The organism is Microbacterium sp. AC026, from assembly GCF_979258475.1.
In genome coordinates this window covers 905,766-928,841 of record NZ_OZ409857.1, presented here as the reverse complement: position 1 = coordinate 928,841, position 23,076 = coordinate 905,766, and the positions used below count along the sequence as shown (strand labels likewise).

21 protein-coding genes and 2 pseudogenes are annotated in these 23,076 nt (G+C 69.4%); 15 read left to right on the top strand and 8 right to left on the bottom strand.

The annotated features are described in order from the left end of the window. Positions 1–24: 24 nt before the first annotated feature. The 4 genes from manA (at position 25) to ACZZ93_RS04780 (ending at position 6,096) form a co-directional block, all read left to right on the top strand. Entirely contained in the window at positions 25–1,167 is a 1,143-nt protein-coding gene (gene manA, locus ACZZ93_RS04795; RefSeq protein WP_463510573.1) for a mannose-6-phosphate isomerase, class I, read from the top strand. A 158-nt stretch (positions 1,168–1,325) separates the two neighbouring features. Further along, complete coding sequence (locus tag ACZZ93_RS04790; RefSeq protein WP_072591048.1) at positions 1,326–1,643, top strand: WhiB family transcriptional regulator; 318 nt, start codon at positions 1,326–1,328, stop codon at positions 1,641–1,643. A gap of 92 nt (positions 1,644–1,735) precedes the next feature. Next, complete coding sequence (locus ACZZ93_RS04785; protein ID WP_463510572.1) at positions 1,736–4,717, top strand: glycosyltransferase; 2,982 nt, start codon at positions 1,736–1,738, stop codon at positions 4,715–4,717. Further along, positions 4,714–6,096 carry a DUF5719 family protein gene (locus tag ACZZ93_RS04780; RefSeq protein ID WP_463510571.1) on the top strand — a complete coding sequence of 461 codons (1,383 nt, stop codon included), beginning with the start codon at positions 4,714–4,716 and terminating at the stop codon, positions 6,094–6,096. Before ACZZ93_RS04785 ends, ACZZ93_RS04780 begins: the two co-directional genes overlap by 4 nt. A 30-nt stretch (positions 6,097–6,126) precedes the next feature. Here the strand turns inward: ACZZ93_RS04780 and ACZZ93_RS04775 are convergent, their stop codons facing one another. After that, positions 6,127–6,468 carry a metallopeptidase family protein gene (locus tag ACZZ93_RS04775; RefSeq protein WP_053095652.1) on the bottom strand — a complete coding sequence of 114 codons (342 nt, stop codon included), beginning with the start codon at positions 6,466–6,468 and terminating at the stop codon, positions 6,127–6,129. 165 nt (positions 6,469–6,633) lie between these two features. On the opposite strand from ACZZ93_RS04775, the gene ACZZ93_RS04770 reads away from it, so the two are divergent. The 5 genes from ACZZ93_RS04770 (at position 6,634) to ACZZ93_RS04750 (ending at position 9,941) form a co-directional block, all read left to right on the top strand. Beyond that, positions 6,634–6,840 carry a DUF3499 family protein gene (locus tag ACZZ93_RS04770; protein ID WP_053095653.1) on the top strand — a complete coding sequence of 69 codons (207 nt, stop codon included), beginning with the start codon at positions 6,634–6,636 and terminating at the stop codon, positions 6,838–6,840. Positions 6,841–6,920: 80 nt separating this feature from the next. Next, positions 6,921–7,514 carry a biotin/lipoyl-containing protein gene (locus tag ACZZ93_RS04765; protein WP_463510570.1) on the top strand — a complete coding sequence of 198 codons (594 nt, stop codon included), beginning with the start codon at positions 6,921–6,923 and terminating at the stop codon, positions 7,512–7,514. After that, a complete protein-coding gene (locus ACZZ93_RS04760; protein WP_463510569.1) occupies positions 7,511–7,879 on the top strand; it encodes a hypothetical protein in 369 nt (122 codons plus the stop codon). Before ACZZ93_RS04765 ends, ACZZ93_RS04760 begins: the two co-directional genes overlap by 4 nt. Continuing rightward, a complete protein-coding gene (locus ACZZ93_RS04755) occupies positions 7,876–8,730 on the top strand; it encodes an ABC transporter ATP-binding protein (RefSeq protein ID WP_372984452.1) in 855 nt (284 codons plus the stop codon). The genes ACZZ93_RS04760 and ACZZ93_RS04755 overlap by 4 nt, the downstream gene beginning before the upstream one ends. Continuing rightward, positions 8,727–9,941 carry an ABC transporter permease gene (locus tag ACZZ93_RS04750; RefSeq protein ID WP_320487955.1) on the top strand — a complete coding sequence of 405 codons (1,215 nt, stop codon included), beginning with the start codon at positions 8,727–8,729 and terminating at the stop codon, positions 9,939–9,941. Before ACZZ93_RS04755 ends, ACZZ93_RS04750 begins: the two co-directional genes overlap by 4 nt. A 32-nt stretch (positions 9,942–9,973) precedes the next feature. Here ACZZ93_RS04750 and ACZZ93_RS04745 read toward each other — a convergent pair whose 3' ends face one another. Beyond that, positions 9,974–10,783 (bottom strand): RDD family protein, encoded by an 810-nt coding sequence (locus tag ACZZ93_RS04745; RefSeq protein WP_053095655.1) that lies wholly within the window; start codon positions 10,781–10,783, stop codon positions 9,974–9,976. 16 nt (positions 10,784–10,799) lie between these two features. On the opposite strand from ACZZ93_RS04745, the gene ACZZ93_RS04740 reads away from it, so the two are divergent. Beyond that, the gene (locus ACZZ93_RS04740; RefSeq protein WP_053095656.1) at positions 10,800–11,792 is read left to right on the top strand and encodes a stage II sporulation protein M; all 993 of its coding nucleotides are present in this window, start codon (positions 10,800–10,802) and stop codon (positions 11,790–11,792) included. A gap of 10 nt (positions 11,793–11,802) precedes the next feature. On the opposite strand, the pseudogene ACZZ93_RS04735 reads toward ACZZ93_RS04740, so the two are convergent. From ACZZ93_RS04735 to ACZZ93_RS04710, 6 genes and pseudogenes are all read right to left on the bottom strand, one after another. Continuing rightward, a pseudogene (locus tag ACZZ93_RS04735) lies at positions 11,803–13,108 on the bottom strand (DUF58 domain-containing protein). Beyond that, complete coding sequence (locus ACZZ93_RS04730; protein ID WP_222839202.1) at positions 13,109–14,032, bottom strand: AAA family ATPase; 924 nt, start codon at positions 14,030–14,032, stop codon at positions 13,109–13,111. A 99-nt stretch (positions 14,033–14,131) separates the two neighbouring features. Beyond that, positions 14,132–15,325, bottom strand: coding sequence for a DUF4350 domain-containing protein (locus ACZZ93_RS04725; RefSeq protein WP_463510568.1), 1,194 nt, complete (start codon positions 15,323–15,325; stop codon positions 14,132–14,134). Next, the gene (locus ACZZ93_RS04720) at positions 15,322–16,734 is read right to left on the bottom strand and encodes a DUF4129 domain-containing protein (RefSeq protein WP_463510567.1); all 1,413 of its coding nucleotides are present in this window, start codon (positions 16,732–16,734) and stop codon (positions 15,322–15,324) included. The genes ACZZ93_RS04725 and ACZZ93_RS04720 overlap by 4 nt, the downstream gene beginning before the upstream one ends. A gap of 17 nt (positions 16,735–16,751) precedes the next feature. Then, on the bottom strand, positions 16,752–17,084 hold the full coding sequence (locus ACZZ93_RS04715; RefSeq protein WP_463510566.1) for a hypothetical protein: 333 nt from the start codon (positions 17,082–17,084) through the stop codon (positions 16,752–16,754). Next, complete coding sequence (locus ACZZ93_RS04710) at positions 17,081–17,350, bottom strand: hypothetical protein (RefSeq protein WP_463510565.1); 270 nt, start codon at positions 17,348–17,350, stop codon at positions 17,081–17,083. The genes ACZZ93_RS04715 and ACZZ93_RS04710 overlap by 4 nt, the downstream gene beginning before the upstream one ends. A 96-nt stretch (positions 17,351–17,446) precedes the next feature. Here ACZZ93_RS04710 and mtrA point away from each other — a divergent pair. The 5 genes and pseudogenes from mtrA to hpf all read left to right on the top strand — a co-directional run bounded on the left by mtrA (position 17,447) and on the right by hpf (position 23,075). Further along, positions 17,447–18,126, top strand: a pseudogene (mtrA, locus tag ACZZ93_RS04705) (MtrAB system response regulator MtrA). 7 nt (positions 18,127–18,133) lie between these two features. Then, positions 18,134–19,810, top strand: a complete 1,677-nt coding sequence (mtrB, locus tag ACZZ93_RS04700) for an MtrAB system histidine kinase MtrB (RefSeq protein ID WP_053095662.1) — start codon at positions 18,134–18,136, stop codon at positions 19,808–19,810. Continuing rightward, a complete protein-coding gene (locus ACZZ93_RS04695; protein ID WP_053095663.1) occupies positions 19,807–21,525 on the top strand; it encodes a GerMN domain-containing protein in 1,719 nt (572 codons plus the stop codon). Before mtrB ends, ACZZ93_RS04695 begins: the two co-directional genes overlap by 4 nt. A 109-nt stretch (positions 21,526–21,634) precedes the next feature. Continuing rightward, positions 21,635–22,324, top strand: a complete 690-nt coding sequence (locus ACZZ93_RS04690; protein ID WP_072591055.1) for a ComF family protein — start codon at positions 21,635–21,637, stop codon at positions 22,322–22,324. Between the two features lie 94 nt (positions 22,325–22,418). Beyond that, positions 22,419–23,075 carry a ribosome hibernation-promoting factor, HPF/YfiA family gene (gene hpf, locus ACZZ93_RS04685; protein WP_053095665.1) on the top strand — a complete coding sequence of 219 codons (657 nt, stop codon included), beginning with the start codon at positions 22,419–22,421 and terminating at the stop codon, positions 23,073–23,075. Position 23,076 lies beyond the last annotated feature (1 nt).

The following is a 23,076-nucleotide window of genomic DNA, read 5'->3' as shown; positions in this document are numbered from 1 at the left end:
GTTCCCTGCCAATAGCCTGGTGGCATGCTGCTCAGTCTCTCGAATGCACCCCGTGACTACGCGTGGGGATCCCCGACGCTCCTGGCCGACCTGGAAGGCCGCACCCCCACGGGTGCGCCTGAGGCGGAGGTGTGGTTCGGCGACCACCCGGGAGACCCGTCCGACGTGCAGGGCGGCGGGACGCTGGACGCCGTCACGGGCGGTGCTCTGCCGTACCTGCTCAAGCTCCTCGCGGCCGCATCGCCCCTGTCCATCCAGGTGCACCCGACCGTCGAGCAGGCGAGAGCCGGGTGGGCGAAGGAATCGACGCTCGACGCCACGGACCCGACTCGCAACTACCGCGATGACAACCACAAGCCCGAGCTGATCGTCGCCCTGAGCGAACGGTTCGAATCCCTGAGCGGGCTGCGCCCCGTCGGCGACACCCTGGGCCTGCTGGGGGAGTTGGGGCAGAGCGCCGGGGTCGAGGAACTCGCTGATCGTCTCCGCGGTGAGGGCGACGTCCTGCGCGACACGATCGGCTGGCTGCTGTCCGGCGATGCGCGGTCCGTGGTCGACGACGTCGTCGCCTGTGTGAGCGCGGCCGCAGCCTCCGCGTCGGGGGAATGGGCCGAGACGCTCCGCGGTGTGGCGGCGATCGCGGAGACCTATCCGGGAGACCCCGGTGTGGTCGTCGCGCTGCTTATGAACCACGTGGTGCTTCGCAGGGGCGAGGGCATCTTCCTGCGGGCCGGGCTCCTGCATGCCTACATCGCCGGTCTCGGAGTGGAGATCATGGCGGCGAGCGACAACGTCCTGCGCGGCGGTCTCACGCCCAAGCGCATCGATGTGGCCGAGCTGCTCTCGGTCCTCGACACGACGACCGGCGAGGTGCCCGTGCTGCGCCCGACGACGGATGGTGCGATCACGGAGTACCCGGTGCCCGTCGCGGACTTCTCGCTGAAAAGGGTCGAACTCGACGGCCAGGACGTCGTCATCGACGTGGACGGACCGACGATGGTCCTTGCGACGTCCGGTCGCGTCAGGGTGGGCGGTGCGGACGGTGCAGTGCTCGATGTTCCGGTCGGCACCGTCGCGTTCGCGTCCGCCGACGAGGTTCGATTGACCGTCGGCGGCCAGGGCGAGGCGTTCGTCGCATCGCCCGGCGATCTCGCCTCCGGCCGCTGACTCCTCGGGCGGACGTGCGACACGCCGTACGGAGGTCAAGAACCTTCAAGACCGGATTGAGGGTTTACGATCCGCGACTTGACCGATGGGAATGACACGGGTGTAATTAGTTGAGCACGGCCCGCCGAGGGGGCGGAATTTAGGGGTTGGAGAGCGAGATGACGGGTTACCGTTCAGACGTACCGGAGAACTGGTTCGTCGATCCGATCAACCTCGGTGTTCCCGGGGTTCGCAAGGTCGAGACCGACGATGACAATGCTCTCGCATGGCAGAGCGATGCACTGTGCTCGCAGACTGATCCTGAGGCCTTCTTCCCCGAGAAGGGCGGATCGACCCGCGACGCCAAGAGGATCTGCACGTCCTGCGATGTCCGCGGCGAGTGCCTCGAGTACGCGCTCAACAACGACGAGCGCTTCGGAATCTGGGGCGGGCTCTCCGAGCGCGAGCGCCGCAAGCTCAAGCGTCGCGCGAGCTGACCCGGCAGTGATTCGTCCGCGTTCATAGCTTCGCGGCCACGCCGGGTCGGGTCAGCCCCCGATTCCTGTCGCACGCATAGGCTGACCACGTCATGCCAGCCCGAGTTCACGCAATCATCGTCGCGCGCCCCGGTTCCTCCGCCCGCGCGCAGCTGCTCCGCACACTCGATGCGTTGCGCTCCCAGACGACGCCCGCAGCCGCCATCACCCTGGTGATGTGCGGCGACGCGGCGTCGGCTCGCGAGAGCGAGGCCGTGACGAGCACAGTCGAGGGCATCATCCAGGCGCGCGGCAACACCTCATTCGCGGATGCCGTCGAACTCGCCCGACCCCGCATACTCGAGGGCAGCGCCGTCTGGCTGCTCGCACAGGACACCGCTCCGCACCCGCGAGCGCTCGAGCGCCTGATCGGCACTCTCGAACGATCTCCGTCGGCGGCGATCGTGGCGCCCAAGCTCGTGCAGACCGACAACGACCGCGAGATCGTCTCTCTGGGCGTCAGCATGACGACTCTGGGGCGCTCGGTGGAGCTGGCCGGCGGCGAGCTCGACCAAGGACAGCACGATGCCAGCGACGACGCGCTCGGTGCGGACATCCGCGGCATGCTGATCCGCGGCGAGGTCCGCGATGCGCTGCGTCCGGATCCGGCGCTCGCGGGAGCCGACCTGGGTCTCGACCTCGGAGTCCGTGCCCGCCTCGGCGGCGGACGCGTCGTGCTCGCGCCCTCGGCCCGCGTATCCGTGTCTCCGGACGGACCAGGGACACCTCCGACCGCGCGGGGCAGGCGCGCGTTCGCGACCAGACTCGCCCAGCTGCACCGCCGCCTCGCTTATGCCCCGGCGATCTCCGTCCCGCTGCACTGGCTCACTCTGCTTCCTCTCGCGCTCTGGCGATCCATGGCCGACCTGATCGGCAAGAGGCCGGAGGCCGTCGCGCCCGAGTGGGCGGCTGCGGTGACGGCGATGTTCCGCTTCGGCGCGATCGCGCGGTCTCGTTCTCGCATCCGCTCCTTCCGCACCTCGAGCTGGTCGAGCATCGCCCCGCTGCGTGTGAGCAGCTCCGATCTTCGTCGTCGGCTGGATGACGGCCACGGCAGCGAGGGCGGAGCGGTCAGTGAGCTCCGGTTCTTCTCGGGCGGCGGCGCCTGGGCGGTGCTGGGCGCCCTCGTCGTCAGCATCGCGACCTTCACGACGATCCTCGCGTGGCCCGTGCTCGGTGGCGGTGCGCTGCTTCCGCTGCGGTCGACGGTGGGTGCGCTGTGGAATGACGCCGCCTGGGGTCTGCGCGGTCTCGGAGTCGACGTCGTCGGCCCCGCGGATCCCTTCTCCGGAGTGCTCGCTGTGCTCGGCTCCCTCTGGCCGGCGGCCCCGTCGTTCTCCCTCGTGCTCCTCTGGGTGCTGGCGCTGCCCCTCGCCGTGCTCGGCGGCTGGTTCGCGGCCACGCGAGTGACCGATCGTGCGGGTCTGCGCATCTTCGCCGGAATCGTGTGGGCGCTCGCTCCCACCTTCCTCACCGCGCTCGTCGACGGTCGCCCCGCCGCTGTGCTGGTGCACCTCCTCCTGCCCTGGCTCTTCCACGCAGGGGCGGTGGCCCATCGTTCGTGGGGCGCGGCAGGTGCAGCGTCGCTCCTCTTCGCCGCGGTCACGGCATGTGCGCCCTCGCTCGCCCCGGCACTCCTCCTGCTGTGGGTCGTGGCGCTCGGCATCACCCTCGCGGGCGCTCGTATCCGCGGAGCCGTCCGCCTGGTCTGGGTGCCGATTCCCGCCGTCGCCCTCTTCGCGCCGCTCGTGGTCTGGCAGCTGAGCCGCGGAGACATCCTCGCGGTGCTCGCGGATCCCGGCTCGATCTGGGCCGGTCCGCAGGCAGCTGCCGATGCCGCAGGCAGGCTCGCGCTGGCCAGCGGGTTCCCCAGCGGTGACATGGCCGGGTGGGCGACGTGGCTCGGCCTCGAGCTCGCGCCGTGGGTGGGGGTGCTGCTCGCCCCGCTCGCGCTCCTCGCTCTCGCATCAGCGGTCGCCCCGCGCTGGCGAGCCGGAATCACTCTTCTGCTCGTCGCGCTCTGCGGCCTGGCCACCGCGTTCTTGGCCGTGGGAGTCGCCGTGTCCTTCGCCCAGGGGACTCCCGTCGCCATCTGGCCGGGATCGGGTCTCAGCCTCGCGTGGATCGGCGTCACCGGAGCCGCCCTCGTGACGCTCGACACCGCGGTGACCATGCCACGGGTCCGGGTGCTCAGCGCGGCGGTCGCCGGTCTTGCGATCGCCGTGTGCGCTGTTCCTGCCCTGGCCGCGGTCCACGCGGACGAATCGGAGCTCCGAGACGGTCCCGCATCGACGCTGCCGGCGTATGTCGCAGCGCAGGCGGGTGCCGACCGTCAGATCGGAACCCTCGTGCTCACCCCGCAGAACGACGGCGGCCTGGCGATCGAGGTGGCGTGGGGCGGAAGCGAGACGCTGAGCGCCCAGACGACGATCCTCTCGACAGCGACGGAGCTGCGCGGCTCCGACCTCACGACGCTCGCGGTCGATCTGCTCTCGGCCAGGGACTTCGATGCGGCTGATGAGCTGGCTCGGACGGGGATCTCGTACGTCCTGCTCGCAGAGGTCTCGGGTGAGGAGTCGGACCGTGCTCGCTCTCTGCGCACGGCCGCGGTGACATCGCTCGACCAGCGGGCCGGTTTCGTCCAGGCCGGCTCGACCGACCGTGGTGTGCTCTACAGGCTCGAGGCCGACGCCTCGCCACGGGCTCCGCTCTCGGCCGCTCAGCAGGCGACAGCGCGCCTCGTGATCACGGTCCAGCTCGTGCTCGTGCTCGCGGCGCTGCTGCTGTCCGTGCCGACACGTGCGTCGCGGCGAGCAGCCCGCGCCCGCTCGCGCATCGTCGGACGAGCACCGGAAGAGCCGCTCGTGCTGCCTCGGCACCCCGAGGACCGCGACGGCGCCGCAGAACCGCACGGCGATCCGGAGGTCGCTGAGACAGCCGCAACAGCCGACGCCGCGCCCTCGGACGGGCCCGAGCCGGATGCGGCAGTCGAGGCCCATCCGTCGACCGAACAGGGTGAGGAGGAGCGGCGATGACCCGCAACCGCGCATTCCGGGTGGCGGCGACCGGCGCTCGAGTCCTGACAGGCGCCGTCGTCGCAGGAGCGTGCGTCGTCGGTGTCGTCGTCGGCATCACCGCGCCGTGGCCGACTGTCTCGCACGAGCCCGCTCAGGCGCAGGTGGCGCCCCTTCCGGGTGACACCGTTCTCGTCTGCAACGGTGACCTTCGCGCGGTCGGTCGAGATCCCTCCAACCCGCTCGAGATGGTGTCGGCGGCGTCTCCCCAACTGACCTCCGAGGGGTCATCCGGGCGACCGGAGTCGAGTCCCCTGCCTGCGAAGGACCTCGCCGACGGCGGATCCGCGCAACGCCTCGTGGGCCCTGTCAAGGGACGCCAGGCGCCGCTGCTCGGCGCCACGGAGTCGGTCAGCGTGCAGGAGGCGGACCTGTTCGGTCTCGCCGCGGCGCCCTGCCGTCCTGCGGGCATCGAGTCGTGGCTCGTCGGCGGAACGGTCGCCACCGGGACCGAGGACCTGATCGTTCTCACGAACCCCGGGGTCGTGCCCTCCACTGTTTCTCTCGGCGTGTTCGGGTCTGCGCGGGCGTCCAGCACCGTGATCGTCCCCGCGGAGTCTCAGGTCGCGCTCGCGCTGTCATCGATCGCCGCCGGATCGGACTTCCCGATCGTCAAGGTGACCGCGACAGGGTCGCCCGTGCGCGCTGTACTGCAGTCGTCGCTCACCCGGACCCTCGATCCCTCGGGCATCGACCTGCAGGATGCGGTTCCCGCTGCGCAGCGTCAGCCGGTGCTCCCGGGCATCCAGGTCTTCGAGAACCAGGGCGACAACGCAGACATGGCGGTTCTGCGGCTGATGTCACCCGAGGTCGATTCCCAGGCCGTCGTGACGGTCAGAGAGGTCGGTGCGTCGACGATCGCCGACGAGTTCACCGTTCCGCTCACCGCCGACGCACCCACCGAGCTGTCGCTCTCCGCGCTGTCGCCGGGGGACTACACGATGAGCATCGAATCGGACAACCCTGTGCTCGCCGCGGTGCGGCAGCAGGATGTCGCCGGGCCGCAGGACGATTTCGCCTGGGTCACGCCGGCGCCGGAGCTCGAGGATGACGTGTACGTCGCCGTTCCTGCCGGGCCGACGCCGCGCCTCGTGCTCGCCAACGACGAGGATGTCGATGCGACGGTGCAGGTCGCATCGACATCGGGCGGAGAGCCCGTCGAGGTCACTGTCCCCGCCCACTCGTCGGCGTCGGTCGATGTGACGCCGCGCACGGTGTATGCGCTGTCGACCTCGGCGCCGGTGCATGCCTCCGTCACGATGAGCGCGCCCGGAGCGCTCGCGGTCTGGCCGGTATGGCCGGCTGCGGGGGCGCAGCAGAGCATCACCGTCTACCCGTGACCCGCGGACCGGCGAGGACGGTCTCTGAGCTCAGTGCTCGTGGCCGCCGAGGTCCCAGGGCTCGCGGCCGACGTACTCGGCCGCAGCTCTGAACACGGCGCTCTCGATCGCCATCCTGCGGTGGGCGGAGTCGTCGTGTCCCGGCGGCAGCAGCCGTTCGATGGGAAGCCGGAAGAGCACGATGCGCGCCTTCTCGTGATCGAGGTACCAGCGCGGGACCTCGTCTGCGGCCTCGAACGCGGGCATGGCGCCGATCTCGAACCGCACCTCCTGCAGTTCGGGCCAGGTTCCTCGAAGGAACTCCACCGCAGTGCCGACGGTCAGATCGAACCGGTCGATGCGCCCGTCGAGAGGGGCGAGTGGAGGGCGCACGACCTCGCTGCGTCCGAGCCGACCGTGGCGCCCGTGCCTGGCCCCGCGGCGGGGTGCGTCAGAGGTGCGGGAGCGACGGGGCATAGCGAAAGTCTAGGCCGAGTCCGACGGGCGCGGCGGCGCGGCATCCGCTCATCCGATGAACCTCGACGTAGCCTGGCGTGAATGGACGGAAGACTCTGCTCTAAGGTCGGCTGCGCGCGCGAGGCCGTGGCCACTCTCACCTACGACTACGGCGATCAGATGGCCGCGCTCGGGCCCCTGGGGATGGCGCGCCACCCGAACGCGCACGATCTGTGCGCACAGCATGCGGACCGCCTGTCCGTTCCCGCGGGATGGCTCGTCGTCCGGCACGAGGCGCTTCGCGCCTGATATACCGTCCGCATCGCCGACGGGGACACGCCGCCTCGGGGCGGGTGGGTCATCGACGCATGCCGATACGCTGACCGCGGATGCGCCAGGGCGGCGCCGCCGGAAAGGCAGCCGTGATCGTCTGGCGACGCTGGATCTTCCCTCTTCTTCTCGTTCTCGTCTTCGGTGCGTGCGCCGCGGCTCTCGTGAAGATCGCGTTCTTCCCGGACGCCACAGAGGCGATGGTCAGCCCCGAGTCGTCGATCGTCGATCCCGTCATCCCGGTCGAACGGGGCTCGGTGGTGAACGCTCTCACCCTGAGCGGCAACGTCGCACGCGACGACGCGTTCCCGGTGCGGTCGGAGATCACCGGAACGGTCGTCGCGGTGCATGTCCCCGACGGGGCGACCGTCGCGGCGGGGCAGAAGCTCTTCACGATCAGGCAGGACGAGCCCAAGAAGGATGTGGACGTCGTCGCGCCGGAGGCCGGCGACGTCTCGGAGATCGCTCTCGTGAAGGGTCAGGCGACATCCACCGGAACCGAGATCTTCACGCTCACGCCCGCGCGCTACCACCTGCTCGCGACCGTCGAGCCGGTCCAGCTGTACCGCCTGGTGAATGCGCCGGCCGACGCATCGGTGACGATCACCGGGGGCCCGCGCCGTTCGTGTGCACAGGAGTGCGGGTGCAGGTGAGCGCCGAGGGCACAGCGAGCGTGCGATGCGCGGTGCCCGGTGACCAGGTCGTCTTCGCCGGTCTGCCGGCGACGATGGATCTGGCGCTCGGGCAGGTGGATGACGCCCTGGTGGTGCCGGTCACCGCTGTGCAGGGTGGCGCGGGCACGGGCAACGTCTGGGTCGATGCCGGCGACGGCGCTGAACCGGAAGAGCGAGCGGTCGAGCTCGGCGTGAGTGACGGGGCCATGGTCGAGGTGGTCTCCGGCCTCGAAGAGGGGGAGTCGATCCGCCAGTTCGTCCCCGGCTTCGTCGCCCCGGTCGAGGAGGTCTGCTACGAGGTGGCTCCCGGAGTCGAGCAGTGCGACAGCGGGGTCAGCTGGTGACTCTCGTCGCGCTGAGCGATGTGACGAAGAGCGTCCGGCTCGCTGACGACTCGGAGCTGGAGATCCTGCGAGGGATCACGCTCGAGGTCAGTGCGGGTGATCACGTCTCGATCGTCGGCAGGTCGGGCTCCGGGAAGTCGACGCTGCTCAACATCCTCGGGATGCTCGACGCTCCGACCACCGGCTCCGTGTCGTTCGAGGATCGCGAAGTGCGTCGGATGCGGTCGGGGCGGCTGGACCGGCTGCGCGGCGACAACGTCGGCTTCGTGTTCCAACAGTTCAATCTGCTCCCGGGGCGCACCGCGCTCGACAATGTGATGATGCCACTCGGCCATGCGCGCGGTCGGCTGTTCTGGAACAGGAGGCAGATCGCCGCTGACATGCTCGAGAGAGTCGGCCTCGGTCATCGCATCGAGCAGGTCGCCGATCGACTCTCGGGAGGAGAGCAGCAGCGGGTCGCGATCGCGAGGGCCCTCGTGCGCAGGCCCGTGCTGATCCTCGCGGACGAGCCGACCGGCGCACTCGACATCGACACGGGCGCGTCCGTCATGTCGCTGCTCGACGAGGTCGCGACCGAGACCGACGCGGCGCTCGTGACCATCACGCACGACCTCCATGTGGCCGCCCGTGCCCGACGGCACTACCGACTCGACGCCGGGGTCCTCGAGCCTGCGGATCTCAGCCGCGCCTTCGAAGCCTCGACCCTCGCGGCGTCCGTTCCCTCCGCATCCGTTCCCTCTTCATCCGTCCCGGCCGCATCCGCACCGGCGGCTGCGTCCACCGGGGCCGAGATGCCGACACCCGGCAGCATGCCGGCCATGCCGTACTCGCGTCGCGGAGCCGCGTCATGACCGGCATCCTCGGAGCGCTGTCGGATGCGTGGGCGGAGATCCGCGTCCACAAGCTGCGTGTGCTGCTCAGCCTGATCGGCATCGCGGTCTCGGTGGCAGCCCTCACCGGGGTCGTCGCCGTCTCCGAATATCAGCGTCAGTTCCAGGCGGAGCAGTCGGATCGCTGGGGAGGCAGGGCGGCGACCCTGGTCGTCACGATCAGCAGCGACGACGGGGCGCCGGTCGACTTCGACGCCTTCGATGAGAGGTTCACGCGCGTCACCGAGCGGTTCGAGTTCAGCCACACGGCCCGGATCGCGCAGGGCATGGTCGTTCCGGTGCAGCTGCCGGACGGCATCGTCGATGTCAACTCACGATTGATCGATCCGCTCTACTCCGAGATCCACCGCGAGCAGCTGCTCGTGGGCCGATGGATGCGGGATGCGGATGCCGACGCACTCTCCCCGCCCGTCGTGATCACGGAGGCGCTGTGGGATCGCATCGGTCGCACGCCCGTCGCGGAGCATCCGATTCTCACGCTCGCGGGGCCTGCGGGTGGCACTTATCAGGTCGTGGGTGTCGTGCCTCGCCAGGGGTTCGGAGACGAGGAGCTTCGGGTCGACATCCTCTACGACGCGTATCGTGCCCGCGTCGATGCTCTGCCGGAGAGCGCCTGGCCGCAGTACGAGGTCTGGCTCGGACAGGAGCAGGTCGACGAGATCGCACCCGTGCTCGCCATGGATCTTCGCGCAGGGCTCCCGGACGGGCAGACGGTGTCGGTGAGCCGCTCGGACTGGGCTGCTCAGCCGGGTGCGCTGGATGCGCAGGCGACCTTCGAGATGGTCACCGGCGGCATCGCTGCCGTGATCCTCGCGCTGGGAGCTCTGAGTCTGATCAACATCCAGCTCGTCGCGATGCGGCAGCGAGTGCGTGAGATCGGCGTGCGTCGCGCATTCGGCGCCACCTCGGGCCGGGTCTTCTTCTCGGTCTTCCTCGAGAGCCTCGTCGCGACGACGGTGGCGGGGCTCGTCGGCATCGCGATCGTCGTCGCGGTGCTCCGCTCGGACTGGGTCGTCACCTCGCTGTTCTACGGGATCCAGGACGTGCCGCCGTTCCCGATGCGCGCGGCCTTCGTGGGGCTCGCCGCGTCGATCCTGGTGGGCGCCGTCGCCGGCTTCATCCCTGCACTGGTCGCCCTTCGCGTCAAGGTGATCGACGCGATCCGATTCTGACGGCGCCGGGGTTCGCGAAGAGACCGGTGTGCTCAGGCCCCGACGCGTCGACCGGTGAGCTTCTCCGCTCGGCGGTCGGCGTTCTCCAGCGCTCTGCGCTCCCGCTCGCGCCGCAGCACGGTGATGCCGATGAGCGCAACCTCCGGGGCGGCCTGAGGCAGAGGCGAGACGAACGGCGATGCCTCGGTCAGGAGATCCTGCGCCACTCGGGCGCGAGCTGACGGGACCATCCGCTGAGCGCTCTGCAGGAACTGCGAGATGCGGCGCGCGAGACGGTCGGGGAGGCGCGCGACATCGGCGATCTGCGCCCAGCCGGCGAGCATCGGCGGCAGCACGGGGACGCTCGGGATCAGCTTCGGCGTGCGCACGCGCTGGCTGTAGGTGCCGGCGACCATGTCTCCCAGCCGCTGCGAGCGGGCGCTGAACGCTCCGGCGAGCACCGCGATGCTGCCCAGCGTCATGTAGATCTCGAGGACGCCGAGGAGTGCCCTGATGAACGCATGGCGGAAACCGGTCGCGCCACCGTCGAGTCGCACGATCCGACCCCCGACGGCGAGCTTGCCCAGGCTGCGGCCCTTGAGGGCGACCTCCATGGTGATCGGCAGCACCACGAAGCTGATCACGATCGAGGCGATCAAGGCGATCGTGTCTGTCGCCTGGGTCAGGACGCCGATGTCGAGGAGCCAGATCCGCAGGAAGATCGTCGACAGGAACACCGCGAGGCCGACCAGGAGGTCGATGATCGCGCCCGCGGCTCGCAACACGAAGCCGATCGGCTGCACGTCGATCGCGACGGCCTCGCCCGAGAGGACCTCGTCGGATGCATCGAGCGCAGCGGACATGAGTACAGTAAATCAGGTGGATGCCGATGCGCTGACAGATGCACGCCGCGCCGAGTGGGAACGGCTCGACCAGCTGAGCCGTGCTCGGCTCGACGGCGCGGGCGTCGACGAGCTGATCGTCCGCTACCGCGCGGCGTCCGCGGATCTCGCTGAGCTCAAGACCTCGGTGGGGGAGTCGCCTCAAGGTGCGTACCTCTCGACGATCCTCGTGCGCGCGCGGCTGCGACTCACCGGGGCGTCCGACAGCATCCTCACCCAGACCGGCCGATTCTTCTCGCTGCAGCTGCCCGCCGCGCTCTATCGACTGCGCTGGACGACGCTCGTGATCGCGGCGTCATTCATCGCGATCGTCGTCGGGACCGCGACATGGATCTCCGCAGATCCGGCACTCCTCGCGACCCTCGGCCCGCCGGACCTGCTGGAGCAGTACGCCGACGAGAGCTTCACCGGCTATTACACCGAGAACCCGGCCGCGGTGTTCATGGGCATGGTCTGGTGGAACAACGCCTGGATCGCCCTGCAATGCGTGCTGTTCGGCATCACCGGCATCTGGCCGATCAACGTCCTCGTGCAGAACGCGATGGGGCTGGGCGTGTCGGGCGCCGTCATGGCCGCACACGACCAGGTCGATGTGATGATCCTCTACATCCTCCCGCACGGACTGCTGGAGATGACGTCGATCTTCGTCGCGGCTGCGGCGGGTCTGCACCTGTTCTGGTCGTGGGTCGCGCCGGGACACCGTTCGAGAGGCGAGTCACTCGCGTCCGAGGGACGCTCGCTCGCGACAGTGGCGATCGGACTCGTCTTCGCGCTGTTCGTGTCCGGACTGATCGAGGGATTCGTGACGGGGTGGGCGCTGCCCTGGCCGGTCAAGATCGGCATCGGCGTCGCCGCCCTCGCCGCGTTCCTCATCTATATGCTCGTGATCGGCGGTCGAGCGTATCGCCGCGGCGAGACCGGAGACCTCGTCGAGTACGAGGCAGGTACGCCCAGGCTCCTGGCCGGCTGACTCTCTGCGTTCAGAGGCGCCCGGCGGCCTTCAGCTCCAGGTACCGGTCTGCGATCCTCGGAGGCAGCGACTCGGGGTCAGCGGCGATCGCCTCGCCTCCCGCGCGGCGCACCGCGTCGGCCACGTTCTCCGCGTCGCGCATCGTGCGTTCGGCCGCCGCAGCGAGGTAGATCTCCTCCCGAGATCCGCGCCGCGTCGTGAGATCCGCGATGCCGTCGTCGGTGACCGAACCGACGAGGATCGATGTCGACCTGCTCGCGTCGGGGAACGCACCGAGGAATCCGCGAGCCGACTCGGCCGCATCCTGAGCGGTGAGCACCACGATGAGCGACGGACGGGTCGTGAGCGTGCGCACGGCAGCGAAAGCACCCGGCCAATCGGTGTCGACGAGACGCGCGTGCACCGGAGCCATCGCATCGGTCAGCGCCGGAAGCAGCGCTGTCCCCTCCACACCGGTCACGCGCGCCCGCACGACCCGGTCGTACATGAGCAGATGCACGTGGTCGCCCGCACGCGCGGCGAGGGCCGCGAGCAGAAGAGACGCCTCCAGGGCGGCATCGACCCTCGTGCCGTCGCCGACGCGCGCGGCGGCCGTGCGGCCGGTGTCGATGATGATCACGACGTGGCGGTCGCGCTCCGGTCGCCACGTCCTCAGCATCGTGGTGCCCGCGCGAGCGGTGGCGCGCCAGTCGATCGACCGCACGTCATCCCCTCGGACGTACTCACGGAGCGAGTCGAACTCGGTGCCCTGACCGCGCACCTGGATGCTCGTGTTCCCGTCGAGCTCCCGCAGACGGGCGAGGCGGGAGGAGGTGCTTCCGCGACGAGAAGGCGGGCAGCACCCGGATGGTCCCGCGTACGAGGTGACGGGCCTGCCGGCCGGCGAGGCCGAGCGGACCGAGCGAGCGGATCATCACGAACTCGCTCGCCAGCTCGCCGCGACGTCGTGGCAGCAGGGGGATGGAGACGCGTCGCCGTTCACCCGGCGGGACGCTGAGTCGCTGACGGGCCTCACCCGCTCCGGCCGTCGGCTGCCAGGCATCGCGGATCAGCGCATGGAGCGTCCGCGGACCCTGATTCTGCAGCGCGACGCTCACGGGGACCTGCTCGCCGATGCGGGTGCGGGTAGGCACGCGCCTGGTCACGACGACGGAGCGGGGGCTCGGAGCCAGCAGCACGTCGACGACGATCAGCAGGACGCAGAGCAGCACCCAGATGCCGAGGGCGGCATAGGGCGGGAAGTCCGCCAGCCCGGCGAGGACGAGCGGGACGATGCCGACGGCGACGGCAAGCGCGAGACGGCCGGTGACGAACACCTAGATCGGCACCCTGGTCTGCTGGACGACGGATGTGAGCACGGCATCCGCGGACACGCCCTCCATCTGGGCGTCCGGACGGAGCTGCAGCCGGTGCCGCCAGACGGGGACGAGCATCGTCTGCACGTGATCCGGCGTGACGGCAGAGGATGCGTTGAGCCACGCCCATGCCTTCGCAGCGGCGAGCAGACCCGTGGAAGCGCGGGGGCTCGCGCCGAGCTCGACCGAGGGCGACTGCCTCGTGGCTCTGGCGAGGTCGACGACATAGCCGAGGACGTCATCGGTGACCTCGACGCGTCCTGCCGCATCCTGAGCCGCACGGATCTCGTCCGCGGAGACGGTCGCCTCCACGCCGGTGAGCTCGCGCGGGGAGAAGCCGGAGGCGTGCTTGCGCAGCACGGACACCTCGGCATCCCGCTCCGGCATTCCCACGACCAGCTTCATCAGGAAGCGGTCGAGCTGGGCCTCCGGCAGCGAATACGTGCCCTCGTGCTCGATCGGGTTCTGCGTCGCGGCGACGAGGAACGGGTCGGGCAGAGCTCGGCTGACACCGTCGGCGGACACCTGACGTTCTTCCATCGCCTCGAGCAGGGCGGCCTGGGTCTTCGGAGGCGTGCGGTTGATCTCGTCGGCGAGAAGGATGTTCGTGAACACCGGACCCGCACGGAAGTCGAACTCGCCCGTGCGGGCGTCGTAGACCAGCGAACCGGTGACGTCTCCCGGCATGAGGTCGGGGGTGAACTGCACGCGCTTCGTGTCGAGGCCGAGCGCCCGGGCGAACGATCGCACGACCAGGGTCTTCGCCACCCCGGGCACGCCCTCGAGCAGCACATGTCCTCGCGCGAGCAGCGACACCAGCAGGCCGGTCACCGTGCCCGCCTGGCCCACGACGGCCTTGTCGACCTCCGTGCGCACGCGGTGCATCGCCTGACGCAGCTCGGCGTCGTTGAAGTTCTCAGCGGTCACGTGGTGTCCTCGGCTTCCGGTCGGATGATGGATGGACGGCGGTTCGGCGGGGGCGGTTCATTCGGATCTCCGCTCCGTGAAGGACGAGGCGTCGACGGCGCTCTCGAGTTCCTGCAGTCGGCGCGCGAGGTCGATCAGTGACGGATCGTCGACGGGTGGCGCGCCCGCGAGCAGCTCGTGCAGCGAGCCACGCGGCACGCGCAGCCGGTCGGCTGCGGCATCCGCGACCTCCTCGGCACTCGCGGTGACAGCGAGGCCGAGCCTGCGCGCCAGGCGGCGCCCGCTCCCGTCTCGGAGAGCTTCGCCCGCGTGCGCGGCGTCGCCGGCCTTCGCGGTCAGACGTGCGCGACCGTGCATGGTCTCCGAGGCGCGGACCGTCACCGGCAGCGTCTCGGCGACGAGCGGTCCGAAGCGCTGACCGCGCCACAGTGCTGCCGCGACGCCGGCCAGCATGAGCAGCAGGATGGCCGGTGTCACCCATCCCGGTGTGAGCGACCCGAGGGTGTCCTCGGTCTCACCCTCGATGTCCGTGTCGCCGAAACTGGGCACGTACCAGACGACGCGCTCGGTCTGTCCGAGCAGCGCGAGCGCGAGTGCGGCGTTGCCGTCATCCGCGAGATAGGCGTTGCTGAAGAGGCGCGCACCCTCGACGACGACATGCGTGGCTCCGTCGCTCTCATCGATGAGCACGGCCGCCGCGTCGTCGTCGCCGAAGCATCCCTCCACGCCGTCGGTGGGCGTGAACAGCCGATCAGGACGGATCGAGCCGACGTCCGCGAACTCGGGTGCGTCGCAGTCCGCCTGCACCGGGGTGAAATCCGGGGTGGCGTTGTCGCCGATCCTCAAGAGGCTCAGCAGGTGCGTACTGCTCGACAGGAAGACCACCCGGTCGGCGGGCTCGATGAGCTCGGTGATCGCCTCGTCGGAGAGCGTGTACGGATTCGCCATCACGAGCGTGGCGTCGTCATCGAGCGCTTGGCGTGCCTCGGTGCGCGAACGGAAGACCGAGACCTCGACACCGTTCTCCTGCAGGATCTGCGCGATGGCCATGGCACCCGAGTCGCTCACGCTCTCGGGATCGAGCGAACCCCGCTGATCGGGCATGCGCACACCGACCTGAATCGCGACGAAGACGCCGCCGAGGACGAGCGCCACGATGATCAGCCATCCGAGCAGAGCTCGCGACCGTCGGCCTCGAGGCGCGCGTTCGGCGGTCGACGCGGGGACGTCCCGCTGCTCGAGAACGCTCACGCGGTCACTGCTTCCGGGCGCAGGGCACTGAGACGGTCGTCTGTCGCTGCGAGCTCCGCGTAGCGATCAGCGGTCGCGGGATGCCGCAGATAGCGCACGTCATCGAAGAACACGGCGGCCTGGCGGACGGGCGTCGTCTCCGCAGGGAACACGACAGAGACCTCGCGCGCGATCGCCTGGGCCGTCGCGCCGGGGGACGGCTCGATGAGGTCGCGCTCGAGGAGTCCTCTCGCGAGCGCGCGGAACCGCAGGACCGTCGCCTCGTCCCAGTCCGCCGCTCGCGCGGCACGGTCGGCGTCCGCCCGAAGCTGCGCCGCCGAGCGGTCGTCCTCGGCGCCGAGAAGCCCGGCACCCGGCCGACGGATCGCCTGGGAGCGGCGAGGGCGACCCCAGATGATGAGGGCCGCCACAAGAGCGCCGAAGACGATGACGCTGACGATGATCAGTGCAGACGGCCCGACGCTGGCGCCGTTGTCGGAGCTGAACAGATCGGCGAGGAACCGTCCGATGTCACGCGCGACGAGATCGAACCACGTCGGCTTCGCATCGGCATAGCGCGGGTCGGAGAGCTCCTGCTCGGCCCACTGTCTCGCCTCGTCTCCGTCGGGCACCAGCACATCGTCCAGCGGGCGGATCATGCAGATCCTTCGCTGCCCGCTCCGGGGCCGCCCAGGTGGAGTCGTCCGCGGGCGCTGAGGATGCCGGGGAGCGGCGGGCGCCGGTGCCGGCCGATACGCCGGTGGCTGAGGCGGGACGGTCGCAGCCGGCGGCGCGTATGGCGACTGTGCAGGGGGAGGCTGAGTCGGGTACCCGTACTGCTGCCCGGGGTACGGCTGTGCCGGGTACGGCTGTGCCGGGTATGGCTGTGCCGGGTATGGCTGCCCTCCATACGGCTGCGCCTCATAGCCGGCCGGCGTCATCGTCGCCCATTCGGGCACCTGCTTGGGTGGCGGTGCACTCGAGACGGCGCGCGTGGCGTCGACGACGAAGGGGTCGCCGAGCTGTTCCTCCGTCCACCCCAGGTCGCGTCGCTCGACATGACTGATCAGCGCCTGGTCGAGACCCTCGTAGCGCATCCGACTGTCGAGATAAACGAGGGTGCCTGCGGTGCTCTGCACCACGAGCGTGATGGCCTGCAGCACGAGGAGCAGGATCTGCGGGGCGAGGAGGGCGAAGACGAACCCCATGATCGCGGCAGTGTCCGCAGAGCCGGTCGGGGCGATGACCGATCCGAGCATCGAGCTCAGCAGCGACACGGGGAGATTCACGAGCTGCATCGCGGCACCCATGATCGCGCCGATCAGGAAGGTGACTCCCCAGGCGATCCAGAAGCGACCGCGGGTGAGTCGCCACGAGCGCACGAGCGCATCGCGGAGCTTCGCGCGCTCGAGGACGAGGATGGACGGCACCAGCAGCAGCTTGGTCGTCAGCCAGACCAGGAGGGGATCGTCGTGAGCAGGACGAGCAGCACGAGGATGACGACGCCGCCGATGGCCTCAGCGGATCCGCCGAGCCCGCTGGCGACGAAGCCGGCGACGATGACGAAGAGGATGACGATCACACCGAAGATGAAGATGACCGAGAGCGAAGCGAAGGCGGCCAGCCGCCAGAACGACGGGGTCATCTTGCGCCAGAGGGTCTTCAGCGTGGCCTTCACCCCGATCGCGGCGTAGCCGATCTCGGCTGCGACGACGCCCTGCATCAGAGCGGTGAAAGCGACGGACGCGAGACCGACGGAGATGCCCGCGACGATGTTCATCGCGATCGTTCCGGCGAACACGGCCTCGAAGTCCGGGGAGGAGGAGAGAGCGACTCGAGCCGCGTGAACGTCGTGACGAACACGAAGCCCATCACCGTGGCGCTGAGCACCACGACCGCGAGCTGGATGACGACTCCGAAGCCGAAGAGGACCTTGGGGTTGTGGCGCAGTGCGACGAACGACTTGCTCAACAGCATCCCGAACGTCAGCGGATGCAGGGGGATGATGCCCTTCTTCGGGGCAGGGGTCCATGTCTGGCCGCTCACCGGCACTCCCTCCGTCGTGCGCTCCCATCGTGTCACATGACCCGTCGGGCGCGTAGACAGGAGGAGCGTGGTACTGAGTGCCATAAGGTAACAGTTATGACCTCACGCATTCTTGTGGTCGACGACGACACCGCGCTCGCCGAGATGATCGGCATCGTGCTGCGCACGGAAGGTTTCGAGCCGGTGTTCTGCGCCGACGGTGCGCGGGCGGTCGACGAGTGGCGCGCACAGCGTCCTGATCTCGTGCTGCTCGACCTGATGCTGCCCGGGATGGACGGCATCGAGATCTGCACGCGCATCCGCGCCGAATCCGGAGTCCCCGTCATCATGCTCACCGCCCGCAGCGACACCGCTGATGTGGTCAGAGGACTCGAGGTCGGAGCCGACGACTACATCGTCAAGCCCTTCAATCCGAAGGAGCTCGTCGCTCGTATCAGAACCCGACTGCGGCCCACGTCGCAGAACGTGGGGAGCAGCTGCGCGTGGGAGACCTCACCGTCGACGTCGACGCCCATGAGGTGCGCCGCGGCACGGCTCCGATCGCTCTCACTCCACTGGAGTTCCAGCTGCTCGTCGCGCTCGCGTCGAAGCCCCAGCAGGTGTTCTCGAGGGAGATGCTGCTCGAGCAGGTGTGGGGTTACCACTACAAGGCCGATACGCGGCTGGTCAACGTGCACGTGCAGCGTCTGCGGGCGAAGGTCGAACTCGACCCGGACAACCCCAAGATCGTCATGACGGTACGGGGCGTCGGCTACCGTGCCGGGAGCGCGGGCTAGGCCCACGATGGCCGCGACCACAGCGACCACCACGGCGGTCGCTGTCATCCGCGACTGGCGTGGCTGGCCGACCGTCGTCCAGGCGTTGTGGCGCAGTTCTCTGCGATTCCGGACGCTCACGATCACGCTTCTGCTGACGTCCACCGCGATCCTGATCACCTGCGTGACGATGGCGCTGGTGATCCAGAACGATCTGTTCGAATCCCGCAAGAACGAGGCGCTCGAAGACGCGGCCCGCTCGGTGAACCAGGCGCAGGCGACCCTGGACGCGACGGCGCTGGGCGATGACCCGGCAGCCCTGCCGGAGCTGTGGGACAGCGTGCAGGAGGACCTCGGACGCAATTCGACGGCCGAAGGTCTTGCCGGATTCCGCATGGAGGTCGACCCCGACGTCCCGCTCAACGGCTTCACCGCCGGGCTGAGCGACAATCTGATCACCTCGGGCCTCAGGAACAGGGTGGTCGAGTTCGACGACTGGCAGTCCTGGCAGTCCGTATCACTCGAGGTCGGCGGCCGAGCTGTGCCCGGGATCATCGTGGGGCAGCAGCTGCGGGTTCCCGAGGCGGGGCCGTTCGAGATCTACTTCGCGTACGACCTCGCGGATGCGGACAACACTCTCACCTTCGTGCAGCGCACCCTGTGGGTCGCCGGCATAGGTCTGGTGGCGATCGTCGCCGCGATCTCCTTCATCGTTCTCCGCACCGTGTCGACGCCGATCGTCGAGGCTGCCGAGACGAGCGCACGTCTGGCCTCGGGCGACCTCGGCGTCCGCATCGACGTGCACGGGGAAGACGAGATCGCGACCCTGGGACGCTCCTTCAACGCCATGGCCGACAGCATCGAATCCCAGATCAAGGAGCTCGGCGAACTGTCACTCGTGCAGCAGCGCTTCGTGTCAGATGTGTCGCATGAGCTGCGGACTCCGCTCACCACGATCCGCCTCGCCGCCGACATGCTGAACGATCAGCGGGAGGAGTTCGATCCGACGACCGCTCGCACCACCGAGCTCCTGCACACGCAGGTGCAGCGGTTCGAGACGCTGCTGTCGGATCTGCTCGAGATCAGCCGCTACGACGCAGGCTCCGTGCAGCTCGAGCTCGAGGCGACGAGCCTCGCGCATCTGGCAGAGGACATCATCGAGCAGATGCGTCCTCTCGCCGACGATCGCGGCAGCGAGCTGAGGCTCGTCGCCCCCGGCGGTTATTCGCCGGTCGACATGGATCCTCGGCGGGTGCGACGAGTGCTGCGCAACCTGATCGGCAATGCGATCGAGCACGGCGAGGGCCGGCCGATCGTGGTCACCGTCGACAGCAATCAGCATGCGGTCGCCGCCGGCGTCCGCGACTTCGGGCTCGGCATGGACCCGGCGGATGCCGAGCGGGTGTTCGACCGATTCTGGCGCGCTGATCCCTCCCGCCAGCGCACTCTCGGGGGCACGGGGCTCGGACTGTCGATCGCGCTGGGCGATGCGACTCTCCACGGCGGATCGCTCGCGGTGTGGTCCGAACTCGGCGTCGGGACGAACTTCGTTCTGACCCTGCCTCGCCGTGGCGATGCGACGGATGGGCCTTCGCCCATCCCGATCGAGCCGCAGGAGCCGCTCGCCGAACTCGGCGATGCCACGCAGCCGATCCAGCTCGCCGATGTCCCGGCGGAGCTCTTCGATCGAGGGAGCATCGAATGACCGCGCGGACTCGGCGCGCGCTGCGTGGTCTCGTGATCGCGGCGACCGTGCTCATCCTGTCAGCGTGCACAGGTCTTCCGACCAGCGGAGACGCACAGCCGGGAAAGCCTCTCGGGGCGTCCCCCGAGGGGCAGGACTTCCTCCCGCTCGCTTCGGGTCCAGTGGACGGCGCGGGGCCTGCGGCGATCGTCGAAGGCTTCATGGAGGCCGCGATCACCCCGGCCGACAACTGGAACACCGCTCGCAGCTTTCTCACCCCGGAGCTCGCATCGACCTGGCGTCCGAACACCGGCGTGTCGATCGATGTGAGCTCGGCGACCCGCTCGTTCAGCTCGAATGTCGACGAAGACGACGATGCCGATGACGGCGACACGGCCGACGTGAGGGTCGCCTTCGATCAGGTCGCCAGCGTCGACGCGACCGGAGCGTACTCCGAGGCGTTCGGCGCCTCGAACTCGGCCTTCGTGGTCGAACTCACAGACGGCCAGTGGCGGATCGCCGAGGCTCCGGACGGCGTGGTGATCGACGAATCCAGGTTCTCGCGCGTGTACGACGACTACGCGCTGCAGTACTTCGATCAGACGTGGGAACGACTCGTGCCCGATGTGCGCTGGTTCCCTCGACGCGCCACGGTGGCGACGACCATCGCGCAGTCGCTGATCGGCGGCGCGCCCAGCCCCTGGCTCGATCCGGCCGTGCAGAGCGCGTTCCCGCAGGAGGTGCAGCTCGCACGGGACTCCGTGCCGATCGACCCCGACCAGATCGCCGACGTCGCCCTGAACCGGGCGGCGCTGGGCCTCGACCCGACCACCCTCGCGCGCATGCGCACTCAGCTCCAGGCGACCCTGACCGCCGGGGGCGTGCAGATCGACCAGGTGCGCTTCACGGTCGACGGCCGCACACTGGAGGCCGGGGTCGTCGAGGTCGTGACGGACAAGGCCGATCCGGGCAGCCTCGTGCTGAAGGACGGGACTTTCGGCATGCTGGTCGGCGGCGAGATCACGCCGATCCCCGGCGTCTCGGACCAGATCGTGAACGCGGGTCAGCCCGTCACAGCGGTCGACGTGTCGGTCGACAGCTCCCACGCGGCCGTGCAGCTCATCGACGGGCACGTGTGGCTCGCAGGTGAAGGTAGCTTCAACGAGCTGGACGACCGCCCATCGCTGGTGCGGCCGTCCATGGATCCCTACGACTACACGTGGTCGGTCCCGTCTAACGCACCGGCGGCTCTGCAGGCGATCGGCAGCGATGTCGCCCCTCAGAGCATCGCGGGCGCGTGGCCGGAGGCCTCCTCCGTATCCGCCATCCGCGTCTCGGCGGATGGGGCCCGCGTCGCCGCGGCCGTCGTGATCGGGGGCGAGCGCTGGATCGTCGTGTCATCGGTGATCCGCGATGAGGCCGGGCTTCCGACCGAGCTCGGGCCCACCGAGCCGCTGGCGCAGCTCGACGGCGGCGCCATCGGCCTCGTCTGGCTGGGCGCGGATCGTCTCGGACTGCTGACGGATCCCGCAGACCGGATGGTCGTCACGCAGGTGGTCGGAGGGCCTGGCACGTCAGAGGTGGCTCCGACCGGCGCGGTGTCCCTGGCGGGTGCGCGCGCAGCCACCGGTCTGCGAGTGCTGGGCGCGGACGGCGCCGTGTTCGCCCGTGCGGGCTCGGCATGGAGCGAGTCGATCAGCGGAGTCTCACTTCTCGCGACGCGTGCGGGGCACTGAGCGCGACTGTCCCTGCACGGCCGTCCGACATCGACTGATAGTCCATGACGGCCGCGTTCCGCGCAGCCTCTGCAGCCCCGGCGCCGGATTGTTGCGAGAGCATCGACGGATGTCACCGCATCCACCGGCCCGCGCCGTAGGACTCGAGATACTCGCCCTTCTGCTCGCGGCGACCTGCGCGGGGTGCGACCGGCCCGAGACGCTGCTCTGCGGCTCGTGCCGACAGAGCATCCGACCGGAGCCGCTCGTCCGCCGCACGCCCGCCGGACTGGAGGTCCGCGCGGCGATGCCCTTCGAGTCGGTCGCGGCGCGATGCATCCGCAGGATGAAGGACGACGGCGAGACGCTGCTCGCTCGCCCGTTCGGATCGGCGCTGGGGGAGGTGGTCGACGTGCTCGAGGCACGCCCGGATGCCGATCGACCGCTCCACCTCGTGCCGATCCCGACATCGGTGGCCGCCTTTCGACGGCGCGGCTACCGGGTGCCCGAGCTGCTGATCCGGCGGGCGGGTCGGCTTCCCGACCGGTTGCTCGTTCTGCGGGGCCGGCGCACGGATCAGCGAGGCCTCGATTCCGTGAGCCGAGCGGAGAACGTCCGCGGGAGCATGCGAGCGCGACGTGTGCTCGAGGGTGAGACCGTCGTGCTCGTCGACGACGTGGTCACGACGGGTGCGACGTTCGATGAGGCGGCTCGCGCGCTGAAAGACGCGGGCGCCCATGTCCTGGCAGCGGTCGCGCTCGCCGCCACGCCGCGTCACAGCGAACGGAATGTGAACGCATCGGGGACACGCAGCAACTGACCCGTGACATCCGAGGTCAGGCCGACTACCGTGGGGGGTCACAAGGCGACCACGGTCCGCCCTTGGCCGGGAGGACCGGGACAAGGAGGCAGCAATGGAAACGAGCATCGTTGGCGTCGGGGTGGGTATCACCGATCGATTCCGAGCCGTTGTCGAAGAGAAGATCGCCAAGATCCAGACGTTCGCGTCCCGTGCGCAACGGCTGGATGTCAAGGTCACCCACCGGGTGTACCGCAACGGTCACGTGCCGGACGAGACCGTGGAGCTCACGCTCGTCAGCAAGGGCCCCGTCGTGCGCGCTGAAGCCACGGACGGAGACAAGTTCGTCGCACTCGACATGGCCGTCGACAAGATGGCCGAGCAGCTTCGTCGAGCGAAGGAGAAGCGAGTCGACGGACGTCAGCACCCACGCGGGGCGCACTTCGAGAAGGAGAGCGGAGCACTGGAGGGCATCGATGTCCAGCCGGCATCCGTGGATGTCCTGCGGGCCGTCGCGACCGGCAACGTGCCGATCCAGAACGAGGACGACGAGGTCTACTCACCGGTGGTCATCCGCACCAAGAACTTCGGAGCGGAATGGATGACCGTCGAAGAGGCCGTCGACCGGATGGAGTTGGTCGGGCACGATTTCTTCCTGTTCGTGGACGTGCGCACCGACCACCCGAGCGTCGTCTACCGACGCAAGGGCTGGGATTACGGTGTGATCGCTCTCGAGACGCAGGCTCCGCCCACTGAGGCGCTCGCCTCCTGAG

Coding starts and splice junctions, on each gene's coding strand:
- manA (WP_463510573.1), top strand. CDS start 25: ATGCTGCTCAGTCTCTCGAATGCACCCCGTGACTACGCGTGGGGATCC.
- ACZZ93_RS04790 (WP_072591048.1), top strand. CDS start 1,326: ATGACGGGTTACCGTTCAGACGTACCGGAGAACTGGTTCGTCGATCCG.
- ACZZ93_RS04785 (WP_463510572.1), top strand. CDS start 1,736: ATGCCAGCCCGAGTTCACGCAATCATCGTCGCGCGCCCCGGTTCCTCC.
- ACZZ93_RS04780 (WP_463510571.1), top strand. CDS start 4,714: ATGACCCGCAACCGCGCATTCCGGGTGGCGGCGACCGGCGCTCGAGTC.
- ACZZ93_RS04770 (WP_053095653.1), top strand. CDS start 6,634: ATGGACGGAAGACTCTGCTCTAAGGTCGGCTGCGCGCGCGAGGCCGTG.
- ACZZ93_RS04765 (WP_463510570.1), top strand. CDS start 6,921: ATGCGCCAGGGCGGCGCCGCCGGAAAGGCAGCCGTGATCGTCTGGCGA.
- ACZZ93_RS04750 (WP_320487955.1), top strand. CDS start 8,727: ATGACCGGCATCCTCGGAGCGCTGTCGGATGCGTGGGCGGAGATCCGC.
- ACZZ93_RS04745 (WP_053095655.1), bottom strand. CDS start 10,783: ATGTCCGCTGCGCTCGATGCATCCGACGAGGTCCTCTCGGGCGAGGCC.
- ACZZ93_RS04730 (WP_222839202.1), bottom strand. CDS start 14,032: ATGCACCGCGTGCGCACGGAGGTCGACAAGGCCGTCGTGGGCCAGGCG.
- ACZZ93_RS04715 (WP_463510566.1), bottom strand. CDS start 17,084: ATGAACATCGTCGCGGGCATCTCCGTCGGTCTCGCGTCCGTCGCTTTC.
- mtrB (WP_053095662.1), top strand. CDS start 18,134: ATGGCCGCGACCACAGCGACCACCACGGCGGTCGCTGTCATCCGCGAC.
- ACZZ93_RS04695 (WP_053095663.1), top strand. CDS start 19,807: ATGACCGCGCGGACTCGGCGCGCGCTGCGTGGTCTCGTGATCGCGGCG.
- ACZZ93_RS04690 (WP_072591055.1), top strand. CDS start 21,635: ATGTCACCGCATCCACCGGCCCGCGCCGTAGGACTCGAGATACTCGCC.
- hpf (WP_053095665.1), top strand. CDS start 22,419: ATGGAAACGAGCATCGTTGGCGTCGGGGTGGGTATCACCGATCGATTC.